Consider the following 18205-nt stretch of genomic DNA (forward strand, 5'->3'; position numbering starts at 1 on the left):
ACGCTCCAACGTCTGAACACGAGTAGAATCAACACCGTGCATCATGTCCACAAATTTAAACCGGACAGCAGTGGGTCAAGCCCGGGGCAACGCCTAAGGACGCGGATGCGGCCTCAGGATAGTTTGGATTTCAGGCCTTCGTCGATCTTCTCGAAGAATTGCTCGGTGGTCAGCCAGCTTTGATCGGGACCGATGAGCAGGGCCAGATCCTTGGTCATATAGCCCTGTTCCACGATTTCCACGCAAACATCTTCAATTGCGCGCGCAAATTCTTCCACTGCGGGCGTATCGTCCATTTTACCGCGATAGCTCAAGCCGCGCGACCAGGCAAAGATCGAGGCAATGGGATTGGTGGAGGTGGCTTTCCCCGCCTGATGCTGGCGATAATGCCGGGTGACGGTGCCATGGGCGGCTTCGGCTTCCACGGTATTGCCATCGGGGGTGAGCAGCACCGATGTCATCAGCCCCAATGAGCCAAAGCCCTGAGCCACGGTATCGGATTGCACATCGCCATCATAGTTTTTGCAGGCCCAGACAAAACCGCCCGACCATTTCATGGCGGCGGCCACCATGTCATCGATCAAACGATGTTCATAGGTCAGCCCCTTGGCATCGAACTGGCTCTTGAATTCAGCATCAAAGATCTCCTGGAACAGATCCTTGAACCGGCCATCATAGGCTTTCAGGATGGTGTTTTTGGTGCTGAGATAGACCGGGAAACCGCGTTGCAGGCCATAGTTGAACGAGGCCCGGGCGAAATCACGGATCGAATCATCAAGATTATACATGCCCATGGCCACACCGGCCGAGGGGAATTCAAACACTTCATATTCCACCGGCTCGCCGCCATCGGCGGGGGTGTAGGTCATGGTCAGCCGACCGGGGCCGGGCACCCGGAAATCGGTGGCGCGATATTGATCGCCAAAGGCATGGCGGCCAATCACCATCGGTTGGGTCCAGCCCGGAACAAGGCGCGGCACATTCTGGATGATGATCGGCTCGCGGAAAACGGTGCCCCCCAGAATATTGCGGATGGTGCCATTGGGGGAGCGCCACATTTTCTTGAGGCTGAATTCCTCGACCCGGGCTTCATCGGGGGTGATGGTGGCGCATTTCACCCCAACGCCATATTTCTTGATGGCATTGGCGGCATCCACCGTGATCTGATCGTCGGTTTCGTCGCGTTTTTGCACCGACAGATCATAATAATGCAGATCAACATCCAGATAAGGCAGAATGAGCCGTTCGCGGATCCATTTCCAGATGATCCGGGTCATTTCGTCGCCATCGAGCTCGATGATAGGATTTTTGACTTTAATCTTGGCCATTCTCAGTCCTCGTCTTTTGTTGCTATCGATCTGTTCTGTTCAGGTCTATTCAGGAAGGCAGTTTTGGGCGCAGAACATGCAGCCCACAAACCATGGTCGGAAACACGCATTCACTCCCTTTCCGGCCCTCCCCGGAAAATCGGGCGCACCCTAGCAGGTGTTCGCCAACCAGAAAAGGAGATTGATCATCAAGGGCGGATCGCTGGGGCCAATCAGAAAAGATCAGCCTTGGCAGGGGTTTTTGGTTCCGCCATATCGTTCATGATATCAAGGACATAATCAAGATCGGGCGCGGTGATAAACAAATCGAGATTGGATGGATTGGCAAAGCCTTCAGCCGTGACATGGCGCAGTAAAGCCAGCAATGGTTCCCAATAGCCTTTGTGATTGAGCAGGAAAATCGGCTTATCGTGCAGATCAAGCTGCGACCAGGTGAGCACTTCGATAAATTCATCCAGCGTGCCCATGCCACCGGGTAAAACGATGAAGGCATCCGAGCGATCAAACATCATGCGTTTGCGGCTGTGCATATCCGTCACGATATGCAGCTCGCTCAATCCACTTTGGGCAATTTCGACCTGATCGAGATGTTCGGGGATGATCCCCACCACCGATCCACCCTCTTTCATGGCGGCCCGGGCCATCAGGCCCATCAAGCCCACCTGTCCGCCGCCATAAACCAGGGTGATGCCGGCTTTTGCCAGTATTTTTCCTGTATCTTCAGCAAGCTGGGCATAATCCTGATGAACACCCGCCCGGGAACCGCAATAGACACAGACCGATTTTATCTTGGCCATAAGCACTCCTTTTGAGGATAAAAAAACATCATAGCGATGATTTTACCAATTTTGTTTTTGATTTTTGGTGAACTGCGTCTTTAAGCAAGGCACATTGATGTGACAGAAGGCGTCTTGACGTAGTATGATTTCCCGGATTGAACAGGATGGATCAACGATCCTGAAAGAGTGACGTTTTGAGCAAATCTCCCAAATCAGATGATTGGTCTGATGAAAATCCTCGTCTAAGCCGACCATGGTTATCGGCGGGCTTGATGGTGCTTGCCTTTGCGGCAATCATCGGGCTTGCCTATTTCAATTTTAGCGGGTCCGATCAAACCGAGACGTCGGCCGTGGGCTCTGATCTTGCGGACCAATCCAATGCGGATGCCTTGGCTGATGCGCCCCTCACACCGTCCTTTGATGTGGTGCGCATCTCGCGCGGCGGCACGGGCGTTCTGGCAGGCCGGGCAGCTCCCGAAAGCCGGGTTGAATTGCGCCTTGATGATCGGGTGATTGCCGAAGTGCGGGCGGATCGCAATGGCGAATGGGTTTTGATCCTTGAAGAACCCTTGGCTGCGGGAACCGTTGAATTATCCCTGCGCGCCATCGATGAGACCGGCGAGGCACGATCATCGGATGATGTGGTGGTGGTATCGATCCCTGAACCGATCCAGCCCGAGCGCTTTGTTGATCGGGAAGGCGAAGGGGTGGTTGCGGTTCTGACACCGAAAACCGGCGATGGCCCCAGTCGGGTGATGCAAAAGCCCGGGCTTGCCGCCCCCGGCGAGGTGGGGGATAGCCTTGCCGTGGATACGGTGGATTTCGGTGCCGAAGGGCAAACGATCCTGTCGGGCCGGGCACTGCCGCGCAGCACCGTGCGGGTTTATATCGATAATGAATTGATCGAAGAAGTGCGCGCCGGTGATGAGGGGCGGTGGATGGCAAGCCAAACCCAGCCTATTTCCGATGGCGATCATGTGATCCGGGTGGATCAGGTGCTGACCGAAGGCGAAGTGCAATTGCGGGTGGAACAGCCCTTCAAAGCGGGCATGGCCCTTGATCCATCTCAGGCGCAATCGCGGGTCGTGGTTCAGCCGGGCAATACCTTATGGACCATTGCCCGCAAGCTTTATGGCCGGGGCACCCGCTTTACGATGATCTTTCAGGAAAATTCCGAGCAGATCATCGATCCGGATCTGATTTATCCCGGCCAGCTTTTCCGGCTGCCGGGGGCGGATGAGCCGCAAAATCGTGCGGCTGAGCCCTCATCCGCCAATGAGGGTGGCATGGATGCGGATGGCCACCCCTAGAAGCTGAAGGCTGTTCCTAAAATCTGAAAGAGAAGGGCAAAAGATCGGCCATCTTATAGCGGCTGATTTTGCCCCCGGCCCCTTCCAGCAGGATTTGGGTTTCGGCATCGGCAAATTCCAGAATTTTTTGCCGACAGCCGCCGCAGGGCGTGCAATCTTCGAGGCTGTCGCCCGCATGGCCGCCCACGATGGCGATGGTTTTGATCTGTTTCCGCCCTGCTGTGATCATCGAACCAATGGCATTGGCCTCGGCGCAGATGCCTTCGGGATAGGCGGCATTTTCAACATTGCAGCCGGCATGAATATCGCCGCCCTCATCTAAAACAGCCGCCCCCACATGATAGTTGGAATAGGGGGCGTGGGCATGATGGCGGGCGGCTTTGGCGGCTGTCCACAAGGCATTTTCTTTGGTCATGTTCAAACCTTTTCTTTGTGTTATGGCTCAGCGCTTGACAGCGGTGGGAGTAGCGAGCGCCGATGCCTTATCAAGGGCTTTGAAAACCGACGCATGAGACGGGCGCTTGATATAGCGGCCAGCGCCTTTTTCGGTGCGCAATTCGCCTTCGCTCCACACCAGCTTGCCATTGGCAATGGTGTGGGATGGAAGACCCTTCACCGCCATCCCCTCGAAGATATTATAATCGATATTCTGATGATGGGTTTTGGCGGAAATGGTTTTTGTGGCTTCGGGGTCCCATACCACGATATCGGCATCGGCCCCCACCTTCAGGCTGCCCTTGCGCGGATAAATATTGAAGATTTTCGCCGCATTGGTCGAGGTCACGGCGACAAATTCCTCCATCGTCAGCCGACCCTTGTTCACGCCATGGGTCCATAAAACGGCCATGCGATCTTCGATCCCGGCCGTGCCATTGGGGATTTTCGAGAAATCATCCCGGCCCATGGCTTTCTGGTCGGCGCAAAAACAGCAATGATCGGTGGCGGTGGTTTGCAGATTGCCCGATTGCAGGCCGCGCCACAGGGCATCTTGATGCTCTTTGCTGCGGAAAGGCGGGCTCATCACATGGGCGGCGGCGCTGTCCCAATCCTTCAGCCGGTATACACTATCATCGATCATAAGATGCCCGGCCAGCACCTCGCCATAAACCCGTTGGCCCGCAGCCCGCGCCCGGCTGATTTCTTCCAAAGCATCAGAGGCCGAGACATGCACCACATAAAGCGGCACCCCCACCACCTTGGCAAAGCGAATGGCCCGGGCTGCCGCTTCGCCCTCCACCTCGGGCGGGCGGGAGAGGGGATGCCCTTCCGGCCCGGTGATACCCATGGCCAGCAGCTTTTGTTGCAGCTGATAAACCATTTCACCGTTTTCGGCGTGAACCGTGGTGATGGCCCCCAGTTCCAAAGCGCGGGAAAAGCTTGGATATAAAATATCATCGGTGGCCATGATGGCATTTTTATAGGCCATGAAATGCTTGAAGCTGTTGATCCCTTCCTGCTCCACCAATTGGCCCATATCCCGAGAAACGCTTTCATCCCACCAGGTAACGGCAACATGGAAGCTGTAATCGGCACAGGCTTTTTCCGCCCAGCCGCGCCATTGCCGATAGGCTTCCATCAGGGATTGCTGCGGATTGGGGATCACGAAATCGATGATCATTGTGGTGCCGCCCGCAAGCCCTGCGGCGGTGCCGGTGTAAAAATCTTCGGAGGCCACAGTGCCCATGAAAGGAAGCTGCATATGGGTGTGGGGATCAATCCCGCCGGGCATCACATAGTGGCCGCCTGCATCGATGATGGTGGCCCCCGATGGTGCTTCGATATTTTGGCCAACGGCCTTGATCACCCCGTCTTCGCAATAAATATCGGCCTTGGTGCTGTGTTCGGCGGTGACGATGGTTCCACCTTTGATCAGGACCGACATGATGCTTCTCCTTTGTTTTTTCGCGAAAATATCCAGTAAACGCCCCCCGCAACGCCCACACCCACAAACCAGGCATAGCTGTAGATGCTGTCAAAAATCGGGGGGACAGAGCCAAGGATGCGGGTGGCATGCAGAAAACCGGGCAAAGAGGGCAGGGCACCCAGAATAAGGGCCAAAAGGGCAATCTTGTTCCAGCCGCCCTTGCGGCTATAGCGGCCATCATTTGAAAAGAGATCATCCACGACCAGCTCGGTGCGGCGGATCAGGAAATAATCAACGATCAAGATGCCAACAATGGGGCCGAGCAGGGCCGAATAGCCCACCAGCCAGGTAAACAGATAGGTGCCCGCGCTTTCCATCAGCTTCCATGGGAACATGGCAATTCCGATGCCGGCGGTGATATAGCCCCCCATCCGAAAGGAAATTCGCCCCGGCGCCAGATTGGAAAAGCCATAGGCCGGCGCCACCACATTGGCGGCGAGATTGGTGGTCAGCGTGGCGATCACCAGCGCCCCCAGCGCCACCACGACCCCGAAGCCGCCCATGCGCGCCGCCAGCTTCACCGGGTCCCAGATGGCTTCGCCATAAATCACCAGAGTGGCTGAGGTGACCGCCACTGAAATAAAGGCAAACAGGGCCATGGGAATGGGCAGGCCCAGGGCCTGACCGATGATCTGATGGCGCTGGCTTTTAGCAAAACGGGTGAAATCGGGGATATTGAGGGCCATGGTTGACCAGAAGCCCACCATCGCCGTGAGGCTGGCAAAAAAGACCGGCCAGAATTGCCCTTCACGCGCGCCGCCGGGGGCAAATTGCGAGTTATTGGATAGCATGGCCCCAAGGCTGCCCACCTCGACCCATGCCCAGATCAATAAGGAAAAAGAGGTGAGGATCAGAAAAGGCGCGGCCAGCATTTCAAGCCAGCGGATCGATTCCGTGCCATGGCGAACAAACCATACATGCAAGGCCCAGAAGGCGAGAAATGACAGACTTTGCGCCAGATCGATCCCCAAAAAGGGCAATGGCCTTCCCGCCAGCGCCTGACCGCTCAGGGTATTGAGAATGACATAAATTGCCGATCCGCCCACCCATGTATTGATCCCGAACCAGCCGCAGGCCACAAGGCCGCGCAGCAAGGCAGGGAGCCGCGCCCCCACGGTGCCAAAAGATGAGCGCAGCAAAACCGGGAAGGGCACACCATGTTTCGCCCCGGCATGTCCCACCAGCATCATGGGGATCAAAACGATCAGATTGCCCAGAAAGACGGTGAGAACCGCCTGCCACCAGTTCATTCCTTCGCTGACCAGACTGCCCGACAAAAGATAGGCCGGCACGCACACCACCATCGCCACCCATAAAGAGGCAAAGGCTTTCCAATCCCAAGTGCGTTCAGACAGGGGCGTGGGGGCAAGATCGGCATTCCACAAAGCCCGATCATGGGCCTGATCATGACCATGGGCGGCATCACCGGATTGTCTCCCATCCTGTGGATGCGGCGCCTTTGATGTATCATGCATGCGTCATGCCCCCGGTTTTCTTCAAAGGTCAGTTTTCATTCTTCAGCGACCAAGGGATAATAGGTTTCCGGGCGGCGGTCACGGAAGAACTGCCACAGATTGCGCACCTCTTTCACCTTGTCCATATCCATATCGTGGATGATCAGTTCATCCTTGTCGCGGCTGGCGATGGCTTCGATCTGCCCGCGCGGATTGACGAAATAGCTTTGGCCGTAAAATTCCCCGATATTCCAGGGCGCTTCCGTGCCCACGCGATTGATCGCCCCGATATAGCAGCCATTGGCGGCGGCGGATGCGGGCTGTTCCAGCTTCCACAGATATTCCGACAATCCGGCCACGGTGGCGGAAGGATTGACGATATATTCCGCCCCATTGAGCGCCAGAGCCCGCCAGCCTTCGGGAAAATGGCGATCATAGCAGATATAAACGCCCAGCTTGCAATAGCGGGTCTGGAAGACCGGCCAATCCGATGCGCCGGGCTTGAAGAAGAATTTTTCCCAAAAGCCCTGCACCTGCGGAATATGGGTCTTGCGATATTTGCCCAGATAGCTGCCATCGGCATCGATCACGGCGGCGGTATTGTAATAAACGCCGGTCACATCATCGGCTTCATAGATCGGGACCACGATCACCATCTGATATTTTTTGGCATAATCCTGCATCAGCTTCGTGGTGGGGCCATCGGGGATGGCTTCGGCGGCATCATACCATTTGCTGTCCTGGCTCGGGCAGAAATAGGGCTGGGTGAACACCTCCTGAAAGCACAAAACCTGCACGCCCTTTTCGCCCGCTTCCTCGATCAGCGGGATATGCGCTTCGATCATGGCTTTGCGAATGGTTTCGGGGTCTTTATCGGTCGAGGCTTTCAGCCCCATCTGGATCAATCCGCCGCGCACTATGGTCATGAAGCCTGCTCCTTTAATGAGATGAATGATCAGCCATTGCTGGGAAAGGTGAATTCGGCACCCGCCCGAATGCCCGTGGGCCAGCGCGCCGAAATCGTTTTGAGCCGGGTATAGAAATGGATCGCTTCCGGGCCATAAATGCCATGGGCGCCAAAGATCGATTGTTTCCAGCCGCCAAAGCTGTGATAGCCCACCGGCACCGGGATGGGCACATTCACCCCCACCATGCCCACCTCGATACGGCGGGCAAAATCGCGGGCGGCATCGCCATCACGGGTAAAAATCGCGGTGCCATTGCCATATTGATGGGCATTGATCATCGCCACGGCCTGATCATAATGATCCGTGCGCACCACGCTCAGCACCGGGCCGAAAATTTCTTCGCGATAAACGGTCATCTGCGGGGTCACATGATCCATCAATGTGCCACCCAGCCAGAAGCCGCCTTCATAGCCCTGCAGGCTGAAGCCCCGGCCATCCACCACCAGTTTCGCCCCTTCTGCAGCGCCTTTCCCGATCAGGTCGGCCACCTTGTCGCGATGGGCTTTGGTGATCAGCGGCCCCATCTCCGCATCCTTGTCGGTGCTGGGGCCGATTTTCAGCGCCTCAACCCGGGGGGCCAGCTTTTCCACCAGGCGATCGGCGGTTTCCCGGCCCACCGGCACGGCCACCGAAATCGCCATGCAGCGTTCCCCCGCCGAGCCAAAACCGGCCCCCATCAGGGCATCGGCGGCCTGATCGAGATCGGCATCGGGCATGATGACCATATGATTTTTCGCCCCGCCCAAAGCCTGCACCCGCTTTCCATTGGCGCAGCCACGGCTATAGATATAATGGGCGATGGGGGTGGAGCCCACAAAGCTGATGGCCGAAATGCCGGGATGATCAAGGATCGCATCCACCGCTTCTTTATCGCCATGCACCACATTGAAAACCCCCGGTGGCAAACCGGCATCTTCGAGCAATTCGTGGATCAGATTGGCGCTGGAAGGATCGCGTTCCGATGGCTTCAGGATAAAGCTGTTGCCGCAGGCGAGCGCCATGGGGATCATCCACAAGGGCACCATGGCGGGGAAATTGAACGGGGTGATCCCGGCCACCACGCCCAGGGGCTGGCGTTCCGAGCTGGCATCCAGATCGCGGGCGACATGACGGCTGAAATCGCCCTTCAAAAGATGCGGAATCCCGCAGGCAAATTCCACCACCTCCAGAGCGCGGGCGACTTCGCCCAGCGCATCATCATGGGTTTTGCCATGTTCAAGGCTGATGGTGCGGGCGATATCGTCGCGGCGCTTCATCATGCCATCGCGCAAGGCAAACAGCACCTGCGCCCGGCGCGATGGCGGGGTATCCGACCAGCCGATAAAGGCTTTTTGCGCTGCCTTCACCGCCAGATCAATATCATCCGCCGTGCCCATGGCCACATGGCGTGCGATCTCGCCCGTTGCGGGATTGGTCACGCCTTGGGTGCGCGGGTTTTTCGCCCCATAGGGCGCACCATCGATCAGATGGGGGATGAGCGTGTGCGTATCGGTCATTCAATCTCTTTCAGAACTGTGCGCAGGGTATCGAAAGCGAAATCGATCTGCGATTTTTCAATGATCAGGGGCGGCGACAGGGCGATGATATCCCCCGTGGTACGGATCAAAAGCCCTTTATCATAGGCTTTCAAAAAGGCATTGAAGGCGCGCTTGGTGGGGGCATCCTTGATGCCTTCAAGCTCGATCGCCGCGATCAGCCCCATATTGCGCAGATCGGTCACATAGGGCGCGCCTTTAAGGGAATGGACAGCATCGGCCCAATAATCGCCCAACTCTGCGCCCCGTGTGAACAGGCCCTCTTCCTCATAGGTATCAAGGGTGGCAAGGGCGGTGGCGCAGGCCATGGGATTGGCGGAATAGGTATAGCCGTGAAACAGCTCGATCATGTTCTCGGGGCCGGTCATGAAGGTGTTGTAAATCTGCTTGCTGGCAAAAACCGCCCCCATCGGCACCACGCCATTGGTCAGCCCTTTGGCGGTGGTCACCAGATCGGGTTCCACCCCGAAATAATCCACGGCAAAGGGCGCGCCCAGCCGTCCGAAACCGGTGATCACCTCATCGAAAATCAGCAGAATGCCGTGCTTTGTGCAAATCTCGCGCAGGCGTTCCAGATAGCCTTTGGGCGGCATGATCACCCCCGCCGATCCGGCGATGGGTTCCACGATCACCGCCGCGATGGTGGAGGGATCATGCAGCGCGCACAGGCGTTCCAGATCATCGGCCAATTCAACCCCATGGTCGGGCTGGCCGCGGCTATAGGCATTGCCCGGCACATAATGGGTATGGCGCAGATGATCGACACCGGCCACCAAAGATCCGAACATCTTGCGATTGGCGGGCATCCCCCCCACCGACATGCCGCCGAAATTCACCCCATGATAGCCCTTTTCCCGGCCAATCAAGCGGGTGCGATGGCCTTCGCCTCGGGTGCGGTGATAAGCAAGGGCGATTTTCAGCGCTGTTTCCACGGATTCCGAACCGGAATTGGTGAAAAACACATGGTCAAGATCGCCGGGCATCAGCCGCGCCAGCCGATCAGCCAATTCAAAAGCCTTATAATGGCCCATCTGGAACGCCGGAGAATAATCCAGCTCTTCGACCTGTTTTTTCACCGCTTCGATGATGCGCGGGCGCTTGTGCCCGGCATTGCAGCACCATAAACCGGCAATGCCATCCAGAACATCGCGGCCATCGCTGGTTTTGAAATACATGCCATCGGCCCCCACAAAGATGCGCGGATTGGCCTTGAACTGGCGATTGGCGGTAAAGGGCATCCAATAGGCATCAAGGGAGTTATTGGCCGGGGAATTGGCGCGTTCGCTCATTTCATTCACTCCGCAGCGGCTTTATGGGCCGGATTTTTCGGATGCTCGGGCCAGGTCAGATGCGGCAGGCCATTGGCCACCGGTTCCATCTCGATGCACTGATCCACCGGGCACACATGCATACACAGATTGCAGCCCACACAGTCATCATCGATCACCACGAAACGGCGCCCGCCATCGTCTTTCGCTTCAATCCGAATGGCCTGATGCGATGTATCCTCGCAAGCGATATGGCAGCGCCCACATTCGATGCAGCTTTCTTCATTGATCCGTGCCTTCAGATCGAAATTCATATTCAGTTCGTTCCAATCAACCGTATTGGCCACCGCCCGGCCACGAAAATCATCGAGCGTTTTATAGCCCTTTTCATCCATGAAAGCCGATAAACCGGCGATCATGTCTTCCACGATGCGAAAGCCATAGAGCATGGCAGCGGTACACACTTGCACCCCCGATGCCCCAAGGGCGATGAATTCAGCAGCATCGCGCCATGTGTTGATTCCGCCAATCGCCGAAATTTCCAGATCGCGGGTCGCTGCATTGCGGGCAATTTCCGCTACCATATTGAGGGCGATGGGCTTCACCGCCGAGCCGCAATAGCCGCCATGGGTGCCTTTGCCATCGATCATCGGATCGGGGGCCATGGCATCGAGATCGACCGAGACGATGGAATTCACCGTGTTGATCAGCGATACGGCATGGGCACCGCCCGCAAGGGCCGCCTCGGCGGGGACCAGAATATCGGTGATATTGGGGGTGAGCTTGGTGAAAACGGGAATATTTACCACTTCGCGCACCCAGCGGGTGGTTTTTTCGACCATTTCGGGCACCTGCCCAATGGCCGATCCCATGCCCCGCTCGCACATGCCATGGGGGCAGCCCAGATTGAGCTCGATCCCATGCACGCCGGAATTGGCGATCCGGATGGCCAGCTCTTTCCATGCCTGTTCATCCATTTCAGCCATCATCGAGCCGATGATCACCCGATCCGGCCATTCCCTGCGGCATTCCTCGATTTCCCGCAGATTGACATCCAGCGGCCGATCAGAAATCAATTCGATATTATTGATCCCGATGGTGGCCCCCTTGAAATCCTTGTGCAGGCCATAGCGGCTGGTAACATTGACCACCGGCGGATCGACGCCCAGGGTTTTCCACACCACGCCGCCCCAGCCTTTTTGAAAGGCGCGCACCACATTATATTTTTTATCGGTGGGTGGGGCCGATGCCAGCCAAAAGGGATTGATGCTGTCAATTCCCGCGATACGACAAGAAAGATCCGCCATCATGCACCCCCTTTGCCGGAATGGGCCGCCACCGGGGGCTGCGCATCATTCCCTGTTAAAGCCTGATCGATTGCCAGGGCCGCCAGCTTGCCATCCTGCACCGCCTGCACCGTCAGATCATCACCGGATTGGATGCAATCGCCGCCGGCATAAATGCCGGGCATCGATGTTTGAAACTGTTCGTCAACGACGATCCGGCCATTTTTGATCTGAAGATCACCAAGCCCCAAAGGCAGCATTTTCTGGCCAATGGCCTTCAGAATCAAATCGGCAGCGAGGCGGAATGTTTCACCTGTGCCTTGTAGCCGGCCATCGATGATTTTCGTTCGTTCGAACATGATATGATCGGCTTTCTGATCGCCGCCGATTGAACTGGGGCGGGCCCATGTGCGGATCTGAACATCATTGAGCCGGGCCAGATTGCGCTCCCAGGCGGTCGCGCTCATGCTGTCTTCGCCCCGGCGATAAACCAGCGTCACCGTTTCAGCCCCCAGTTTTTTGGATTGGATGGCGGCATCGATGGCGGTATTGCCGCCGCCGATCACCACCACATCGCGCCCGCATTTGATGCGGGATTTCTGCTTGGCCTGTCGCAATTGTTCAATGAAACTGAGGGCGGGCTCCACCCCATCCAGATCTTCACCGGGAATGCCCAAAGTGCCCGAGCCGCCCAATCCGATGCCGATAAAGATCCCGTCATATTGTTTTTTGAGATCGGACAGGCTGAAATCTTCCCCCAGTTTTTTCCCATATTTGATGCCGATGCCACCGATGCCGAGCAGGAAATCAATTTCTTTTTGGGCGAAATCATCAACCATTTTATAGGCGGCAAGGCCATATTCATTCAGCCCGCCGGGCTTCGGGCGGGCTTCATAAACCGTAATATCATGGCCCAGCATGGCAGCGCGATGGGCAAAGGATAATCCCGCAGGGCCTGCCCCGATCACCGCCAGCTTGCGGCCGCTTTGGGGCGCGCGCTCAAAGGGGTGGATGCCGTTTTTGGCGACCTTATCCATCAGATGATCCACACTGCGCCTTTGCAAAGCGCCAATGCGGATGGGTTTTTCATCGCCTTTGTTCAGCACGCAGGCCCCTTCGCACAGAATTTCGGTGGGGCAGGCGCGGGCGCAGGTGCCGCCCATGATATTGGCATCCAGAATGGTTCGGGCCGATCCATCCAGATTATCGGTGCGAATCTGATGGATGAAGGTGGGGATGTCGATAGCCGTGGGGCAGGCATTGATGCAGGGCGCATCATAGCAATAAAGGCAGCGGCTGGCTTCGATAAAGGCTGCACCCGCATCGAGCGGGGGATGCAGATCGCTGAAGGCGCGTTCGATATCCATATCCCGCTCGTGGGTGGGCGATAGCTGTTTTTTGCGCATGGCGATTCTAGCTCCTTTATGCGTGCCCCAAGCTGTTTGGTTCAGCCCCTTATCCAAGCCTGTGCCCGTTCCTTTATCAAGCATCAGATATGTGGGCGCATTGATCAAGAAAATTTTGTCCGATTGATCAGAATATGACAATAATGTCATAAACTGATTGGTCAATAAAATTTCAATATGAAGCATAAATGCAACATGTTTGAAAAATTATTTCGATCAAACTTTATCCTGTTGATAAAATATTGATAAAGCTTTCGTGAGCGGTTAGGACAAAAGATGTGTCTGAATGTTGCGGTTATGCGCTTCTGATTTCATCATGCCAGACCTTTGAAACCGGATTTTCATTGCCGCGCTATCATCATCAAGGGAGGAGATCACATGAAAACCTATTTAAACACAGGCGATCACGGCCCCATAGCGCGGCAAAAAGGATCGCCGGCTCGCAAGGCATTGCTGGCATCCGTCGCTTTATCGGCGCTATTTGGTGGATCATCGGCCATGGCGCAAAATGCAGTGCAAAATGCGGATAATGCCGATGGTCCCAAGATTTTCTCTTTGGAAGAAATCGTGGTGACGGCACAGCGGCGTTCGGAAGGTGTTTATTCCACCCCCATGGCGATCACGGCGCTGTCTGGTGAAAACCTTCAGATGCGCGGCATCGATAGTTTGGCGGATATTGATCGGGCCGTGCCCAATCTGAATGTCACCCGCTTTGGGGTTGGCAATCCTGCTCACGCCGCCATTTTCATTCGCGGCATCGGCTTGCAGGATCATATCATCACCACCGATCCCGGCGTTGGGGTTTATGTGGATGGGGTTTATCTGGGGCGGCAGATGGGGGCCAATCTCGATCTGGTGAATATCGAACGCATCGAAGTGCTGCGCGGCCCCCAAGGTACCCTTTATGGCCGCAATACCCTGGGCGGCGCGGTCAATATCATCACTCAAAAGCCGGGGGATGAGGATCATTTCGAATTTGGCCTGCAGGGCGGCACACGGGCCCGCGTGGCAGCGAATTTCTATGGCAATTTCAAGCTGGCCGATAATCTGGCCATGTCGGCTTCAGGCAACATCACCCGTCGCGATGGATTTGGTAAGGCTTTGAATATCGTTGAACCAACCCGGCAGGTGGGCGAATTGTTCCAGGCTTCGGGCCGCGTCGCTCTTGATTGGCAGGTGAATGATCGCTTCTCGCTTTTATGGTCGGCTGATATGGTGGAAGGCGAAAATGGCCAATCGCCCATGACCGCAGAAATCATTCCCGGCCTTGATCAGCCCGGCGTATTTGCGGAAACCGGTTTGGGCTTTTTCACCGATCCCACTGGCCCGGCGGTTGATCTGCCCGGCGGCCCTTTGAAAGCCAGCGATATTGCGGCTGATCCCGATGATACCAATTCCGCCGAGGGCAATCTGCTCAATCAATCCAATTCTGGATTCGGGACTTCGCTCACCGCAAATTATATCATCAATGATTTTCTGAGCACCAAGGTTCTGGCGAGCTTTCGCCATTCATCCTATACGGGTGGCCTTGATGATGATGCAGCCTTTCAGGATTTTCAATCTTTCCCGGAAACAGGGGAAGCGGATCAGGTTTCTATCGAAGCACAGTTGAATGGGGAAATCGGTCGTTTTGATTTTGTCAGCGCCCTTTATTATTTCCGCGAAGAAGGCGATACCTTTTCCGGCCCCAATACCTTCATCACGCCGGGCGATACCTTTGATATCAATCAAACAACCAACAGCTATGCGGCTTTTGCCCATGTGGGCTATCAGGTTACTGATCGCCTGAAGCTTTCGGGCGGGCTGCGCTATAGCTATGATAAAAAGAGCGCCGATGCGCTGTTCACCAATTTTCCGTGGTTCTTGCCCGCGCCAGATGGGAATGGCGATGGCACACCGGGTTCTGCACAGCGGGTGTTCCGGTCTGAAGATTGGAACGAGATCACGTGGAATGCGTCCCTTACCTATGATCTGACCGAAAATCTGAATGTGTATTATGCTGAATCCAAAGGCTATCAAAGCGGCGGTTTCCCACCGCGTCCTTTTGGCGGGCCAAATACCTTCGTTAATTTCGACCCCACAATTGCCCGCAATCATGAGCTGGGTTTCAAGGGCCGTCCCTTCCAATTCATGCAATCCTCAGTGGCCTTCTTCTTTACCGAATATACCGATCTGGCCTTGCCATTCTCCAGCCCTTCGGAAGCTGGTTTTGTGACCATCACCGCCAATGCCGGGAAATCGGAAGCTTTGGGATTTGAGATTGAAAATACCTTCCAGTTTGGTGGTTTTTCCCTCAATACCTCGGTTGGTTATCTGGATAGTGAGATCAAGCGTGTTGAACCGGGCACAGAAGGCGTCGCCGTGGGTGATACCCCGGCGCTGACCCCTGATTGGACGGTGAATGTGGGCCCGCAATATCAGTTCATTTTGCCGAATGGCGATATGATCACCATGCGGGCTGATTATTCTTATCGCAGTTCCATGTTTGGGCAATCGGTCAATAATGAGTTTAACAAGCTCGATGCCCGTGATCTGCTCAATTTCTCGATCCGCTATGAAAATCTGGCTAATAACTGGTCGGCAACCCTTTATGGCGATAATGTCTGGAACGAAAAATATGATGTTGGCCGTCTTGATCAGGCCTTTTCCGGCTTTACCGAAGTGATCTTGAACAATGATCGCAGCGAATTCGGGCTGAAATTCAACAAGCGTTTCTGATCCGATCTCCCTTCTGTGCAGCTTTGCAAATACCCGGCCTCCCATCAAAAGGGGCCGGGTTTTTTATGAGGGTTTTTTATGCAGGTTTTTGATCGTGATTGATGAAAGCAGGCTTATAGCCAAGCTGTCATATCAATGAAATATAGCTGTAACACCGGATGCTTATCTCTGGTTTCATGAGTGCTCAATGATCCTCAATCCGGATCGGGATGATCCCGGGCACTCATTTAATTTTCAGGGACAAGGGTTTGGGATTGTGCCGCTTCGAAATCCAAAAGAGCAGATCCGCCGTGCCAATGAAGCGCAGATTTTGCAGGCGGCGGAAAAGATCTTTGCACAATATGGATATCGTGGGGCGACCATGGATGGCATCGCCGAAGCGGCAGGCGTGCCGAAAGCCAATGTGCATTATTATTTTGTCAATAAAAAGCGCCTTTATCAGCGGGTGATGGCCGGGGTTTTTGATGCGGTCATGGCGGCTTGTGCGGCTTTTGATCGCAATCCTGAACCGGCAGAAGCCCTGCGCGATTTTGTGGTCAGCCATATGGAATTGGCCCGCAACCGGCCGGATGCTCTGCGGGTGTGGGCGATGGCGGTCGCATCGCGGGGGCAGGATTTGCCCGATGATGTGATGGAGCCTTTAAAGGCGTGGCTGGCCGATCATTGCCAAAAGATCGAACGCTGGATCAGCACGGCAAAGATGCCCTTGCTCGATCCGGCTATTTTGTTCCATATGATCTGGGCGAGTACGCATTATCATGCCACCCATGATTGGCAGATTTCAAAGCTATCCCCAGATACTCTTGAACCCCGGATGAGCGATCGCGCTTTTATCGAGGCCACTGAAGATCTGGTGCAGTTGGTTTTGCGCGGCACCGGCTTGCAAAGGTTGTAAATCTTAATCGCAAGCCGATGCGGGCAGTTCAGAAAAGATCAGGGGCCAAAAGTGCTGCTCATCAAGGTGCCAGATCATCGAGAGCAATGGTCATGCCCCGCACGGGATCACCAGCCATATCGCGCAAATCAAAGCTGAGAATGCGCCGATCCCAATCCACCTCGATCATCCCAAAATTTTCCGGCCCATAAAGCTGCCCCATCTGATGCGGACCGGTTTCGGTAACCGGGCCTTTGGCAAAGCTGAGATTAAGCGAGCTTGAGGTGATTTCATAAAGCGGAAAAGCGGCAATATCATCGCGCCGATAAAGCCCGCCCACATGGCGATCGCCCGAAATAAGGAGCAAGGATGAAACGCCGCTTTCATTGATCAGATCATAAAGCCTTTGCCGCTCAAGAGGCAGGCTGTGCCAGCCTTCCCAACCATGGCCATCGGCCAGCACCTGAATGGACGATACCAAGATCCGGAGATCGGCAGGCTTTTGGAGTTGCTGTTCCAGCCATGTCCATTGCGCTTCTCCCAGCATGGTTTTGGCGGGATCGGGATCGGGCAGATAGCGTTCTTTCCCAACCGCACCATGTTCATCGGTGGGCCGCAGATCGGATCTGAACCAGCGTGTATCGAGAAAAATGATCTGAACCCTTTGCCCCACCGGCCCCATGATGCGGGCATGATAAAGCCCATCACGCTGGCGCACCGGCGCATCATCAGGCACCCCAAAGAAATCGAGCATGATATTTTTGGAGCCTTCTTTTAAGGGAAATTCGGCACCGGCATCATTCACGCCATAATCATGATCATCCCAGCCCGCTAAAATGGGCACAGACCGGCGAAAATCCTTGAATTCGGGGATGCCGCCCAAAAGCGCATAGGCGTGGCTGATGGGTTCCAAAGCCGGTTCCTTGATCCATTCACCTTTATATTGGTCGGCATAAACATTATCGCCCGTGAACAGAAACAGATCGGGATTTTGTGCGGCAATGGTGTTCCAAAAGGGCTGCGGGCGGGTTTCATCGGCACAGGAGCCAAAAGCGATTCGACTGATGGCGCTGCTTTCAGCAGGTAAGGGCGCAAGGACTGATAAGCCATCTTCTGCCCTGAGTTGATGCGGGATCATGCCCATTATCATGAGGCAAGTGATTGCCAATAGGTGATCAATCGAGAATTTCACTGGTCTTCCTCCCTTTTTTCAGCGAATGGGCAGGCCTGTTTGATCCCAGCCTCATCCTTTTCAGATTATAGACTCTGCGCGCGCGCATCTGTGTGAATTTTACAACACATCGTTTTAAACTTTTCAGAACATCCTTGATCAGACACTCAAAATATTTGTTGCG

The 18205-nt window shown here is 55.3% G+C and carries 14 protein-coding genes; 3 read left to right on the forward strand and 11 right to left on the reverse strand.

Annotated elements, in window-relative coordinates:
- Nucleotides 1–113: 113 nt before the first annotated feature.
- Nucleotides 114–1328, reverse strand: a complete 1215-nt coding sequence (locus tag QK300_RS11950; protein WP_281302008.1) for an NADP-dependent isocitrate dehydrogenase — start codon at nucleotides 1326–1328, stop codon at nucleotides 114–116.
- A gap of 212 nt (nucleotides 1329–1540) precedes the next feature.
- Nucleotides 1541–2125, reverse strand: a complete 585-nt coding sequence (locus QK300_RS11955; RefSeq protein ID WP_281302007.1) for a TIGR00730 family Rossman fold protein — start codon at nucleotides 2123–2125, stop codon at nucleotides 1541–1543.
- Nucleotides 2126–2301: 176 nt separating this feature from the next.
- Here QK300_RS11955 and QK300_RS11960 point away from each other — a divergent pair, with 176 nt between their 5' ends.
- The gene (locus QK300_RS11960; RefSeq protein WP_281302006.1) at nucleotides 2302–3417 is read left to right on the forward strand and encodes a LysM peptidoglycan-binding domain-containing protein; all 1116 of its coding nucleotides are present in this window, start codon (nucleotides 2302–2304) and stop codon (nucleotides 3415–3417) included.
- Between the two features lie 16 nt (nucleotides 3418–3433).
- Here the strand turns inward: QK300_RS11960 and cdd are convergent, their stop codons facing one another.
- From cdd to QK300_RS12000, 8 genes are read right to left on the reverse strand one after another with little or no spacing between them, the layout of a single operon-like run.
- The gene (gene cdd, locus QK300_RS11965) at nucleotides 3434–3832 is read right to left on the reverse strand and encodes a cytidine deaminase (RefSeq protein WP_281302005.1); all 399 of its coding nucleotides are present in this window, start codon (nucleotides 3830–3832) and stop codon (nucleotides 3434–3436) included.
- Between the two features lie 27 nt (nucleotides 3833–3859).
- The gene (gene hydA, locus QK300_RS11970) at nucleotides 3860–5299 is read right to left on the reverse strand and encodes a dihydropyrimidinase (protein WP_281302004.1); all 1440 of its coding nucleotides are present in this window, start codon (nucleotides 5297–5299) and stop codon (nucleotides 3860–3862) included.
- Nucleotides 5287–6816: an NCS1 family nucleobase:cation symporter-1 gene (locus tag QK300_RS11975; RefSeq protein WP_281302003.1), complete on the reverse strand. Its 1530-nt coding sequence runs from the start codon at nucleotides 6814–6816 to the stop codon at nucleotides 5287–5289. Before QK300_RS11975 ends, hydA begins: the two co-directional genes overlap by 13 nt.
- Nucleotides 6817–6851: 35 nt before the next feature.
- A complete protein-coding gene (locus tag QK300_RS11980) occupies nucleotides 6852–7721 on the reverse strand; it encodes a nitrilase-related carbon-nitrogen hydrolase (protein WP_281302002.1) in 870 nt (289 codons plus the stop codon).
- 29 nt (nucleotides 7722–7750) lie between these two features.
- Nucleotides 7751–9259 carry a CoA-acylating methylmalonate-semialdehyde dehydrogenase gene (locus QK300_RS11985; RefSeq protein WP_281302001.1) on the reverse strand — a complete coding sequence of 503 codons (1509 nt, stop codon included), beginning with the start codon at nucleotides 9257–9259 and terminating at the stop codon, nucleotides 7751–7753.
- Nucleotides 9256–10587, reverse strand: a complete 1332-nt coding sequence (locus QK300_RS11990) for an aspartate aminotransferase family protein (protein ID WP_281302000.1) — start codon at nucleotides 10585–10587, stop codon at nucleotides 9256–9258. Before QK300_RS11990 ends, QK300_RS11985 begins: the two co-directional genes overlap by 4 nt.
- Nucleotides 10588–10592: 5 nt before the next feature.
- A complete protein-coding gene (gene preA / locus QK300_RS11995; protein WP_281320852.1) occupies nucleotides 10593–11873 on the reverse strand; it encodes an NAD-dependent dihydropyrimidine dehydrogenase subunit PreA in 1281 nt (426 codons plus the stop codon).
- A complete protein-coding gene (locus tag QK300_RS12000; RefSeq protein WP_281301998.1) occupies nucleotides 11873–13258 on the reverse strand; it encodes an NAD(P)-dependent oxidoreductase in 1386 nt (461 codons plus the stop codon). The genes preA and QK300_RS12000 overlap by 1 nt, the downstream gene beginning before the upstream one ends.
- A gap of 378 nt (nucleotides 13259–13636) precedes the next feature.
- Between QK300_RS12000 and QK300_RS12005 the strand changes: the two genes are divergently transcribed.
- Entirely contained in the window at nucleotides 13637–15976 is a 2340-nt protein-coding gene (locus QK300_RS12005; RefSeq protein WP_281301997.1) for a TonB-dependent receptor, read from the forward strand.
- A 256-nt stretch (nucleotides 15977–16232) separates the two neighbouring features.
- Nucleotides 16233–16871, forward strand: coding sequence for a TetR family transcriptional regulator C-terminal domain-containing protein (locus QK300_RS12010; protein WP_281301996.1), 639 nt, complete (start codon nucleotides 16233–16235; stop codon nucleotides 16869–16871).
- Between the two features lie 61 nt (nucleotides 16872–16932).
- Here the strand turns inward: QK300_RS12010 and QK300_RS12015 are convergent, their stop codons facing one another.
- Nucleotides 16933–17988, reverse strand: coding sequence for an alkaline phosphatase D family protein (locus QK300_RS12015; protein ID WP_281301995.1), 1056 nt, complete (start codon nucleotides 17986–17988; stop codon nucleotides 16933–16935).
- Between the last annotated feature and the right edge of the window lie 217 nt (nucleotides 17989–18205).

The organism is Iodidimonas sp. MBR-22, from assembly GCF_029946565.1.
GTDB classification, from domain to species: Bacteria; Pseudomonadota; Alphaproteobacteria; order Sphingomonadales; family Rhodothalassiaceae; genus Iodidimonas; species Iodidimonas nitroreducens.

What these genes read in the sequence shown, in the direction of transcription:
- QK300_RS11950 (WP_281302008.1), bottom strand. Translation starts at nt 1,328, where the DNA reads ATGGCCAAGATTAAAGTCAAAAATCCTATCATCGAGCTCGATGGCGAC.
- QK300_RS11955 (WP_281302007.1), bottom strand. Translation starts at nt 2,125, where the DNA reads ATGGCCAAGATAAAATCGGTCTGTGTCTATTGCGGTTCCCGGGCGGGT.
- cdd (WP_281302005.1), bottom strand. Translation starts at nt 3,832, where the DNA reads ATGACCAAAGAAAATGCCTTGTGGACAGCCGCCAAAGCCGCCCGCCAT.
- hydA (WP_281302004.1), bottom strand. Translation starts at nt 5,299, where the DNA reads ATGTCGGTCCTGATCAAAGGTGGAACCATCGTCACCGCCGAACACAGC.
- QK300_RS11975 (WP_281302003.1), bottom strand. Translation starts at nt 6,816, where the DNA reads ATGCATGATACATCAAAGGCGCCGCATCCACAGGATGGGAGACAATCC.
- QK300_RS11980 (WP_281302002.1), bottom strand. Translation starts at nt 7,721, where the DNA reads ATGACCATAGTGCGCGGCGGATTGATCCAGATGGGGCTGAAAGCCTCG.
- QK300_RS11985 (WP_281302001.1), bottom strand. Translation starts at nt 9,259, where the DNA reads ATGACCGATACGCACACGCTCATCCCCCATCTGATCGATGGTGCGCCC.
- QK300_RS11990 (WP_281302000.1), bottom strand. Translation starts at nt 10,587, where the DNA reads ATGAGCGAACGCGCCAATTCCCCGGCCAATAACTCCCTTGATGCCTAT.
- preA (WP_281320852.1), bottom strand. Translation starts at nt 11,873, where the DNA reads ATGGCGGATCTTTCTTGTCGTATCGCGGGAATTGACAGCATCAATCCC.
- QK300_RS12000 (WP_281301998.1), bottom strand. Translation starts at nt 13,258, where the DNA reads ATGCGCAAAAAACAGCTATCGCCCACCCACGAGCGGGATATGGATATC.
- QK300_RS12005 (WP_281301997.1), top strand. Translation starts at nt 13,637, where the DNA reads ATGAAAACCTATTTAAACACAGGCGATCACGGCCCCATAGCGCGGCAA.
- QK300_RS12015 (WP_281301995.1), bottom strand. Translation starts at nt 17,988, where the DNA reads ATGATCCCGCATCAACTCAGGGCAGAAGATGGCTTATCAGTCCTTGCG.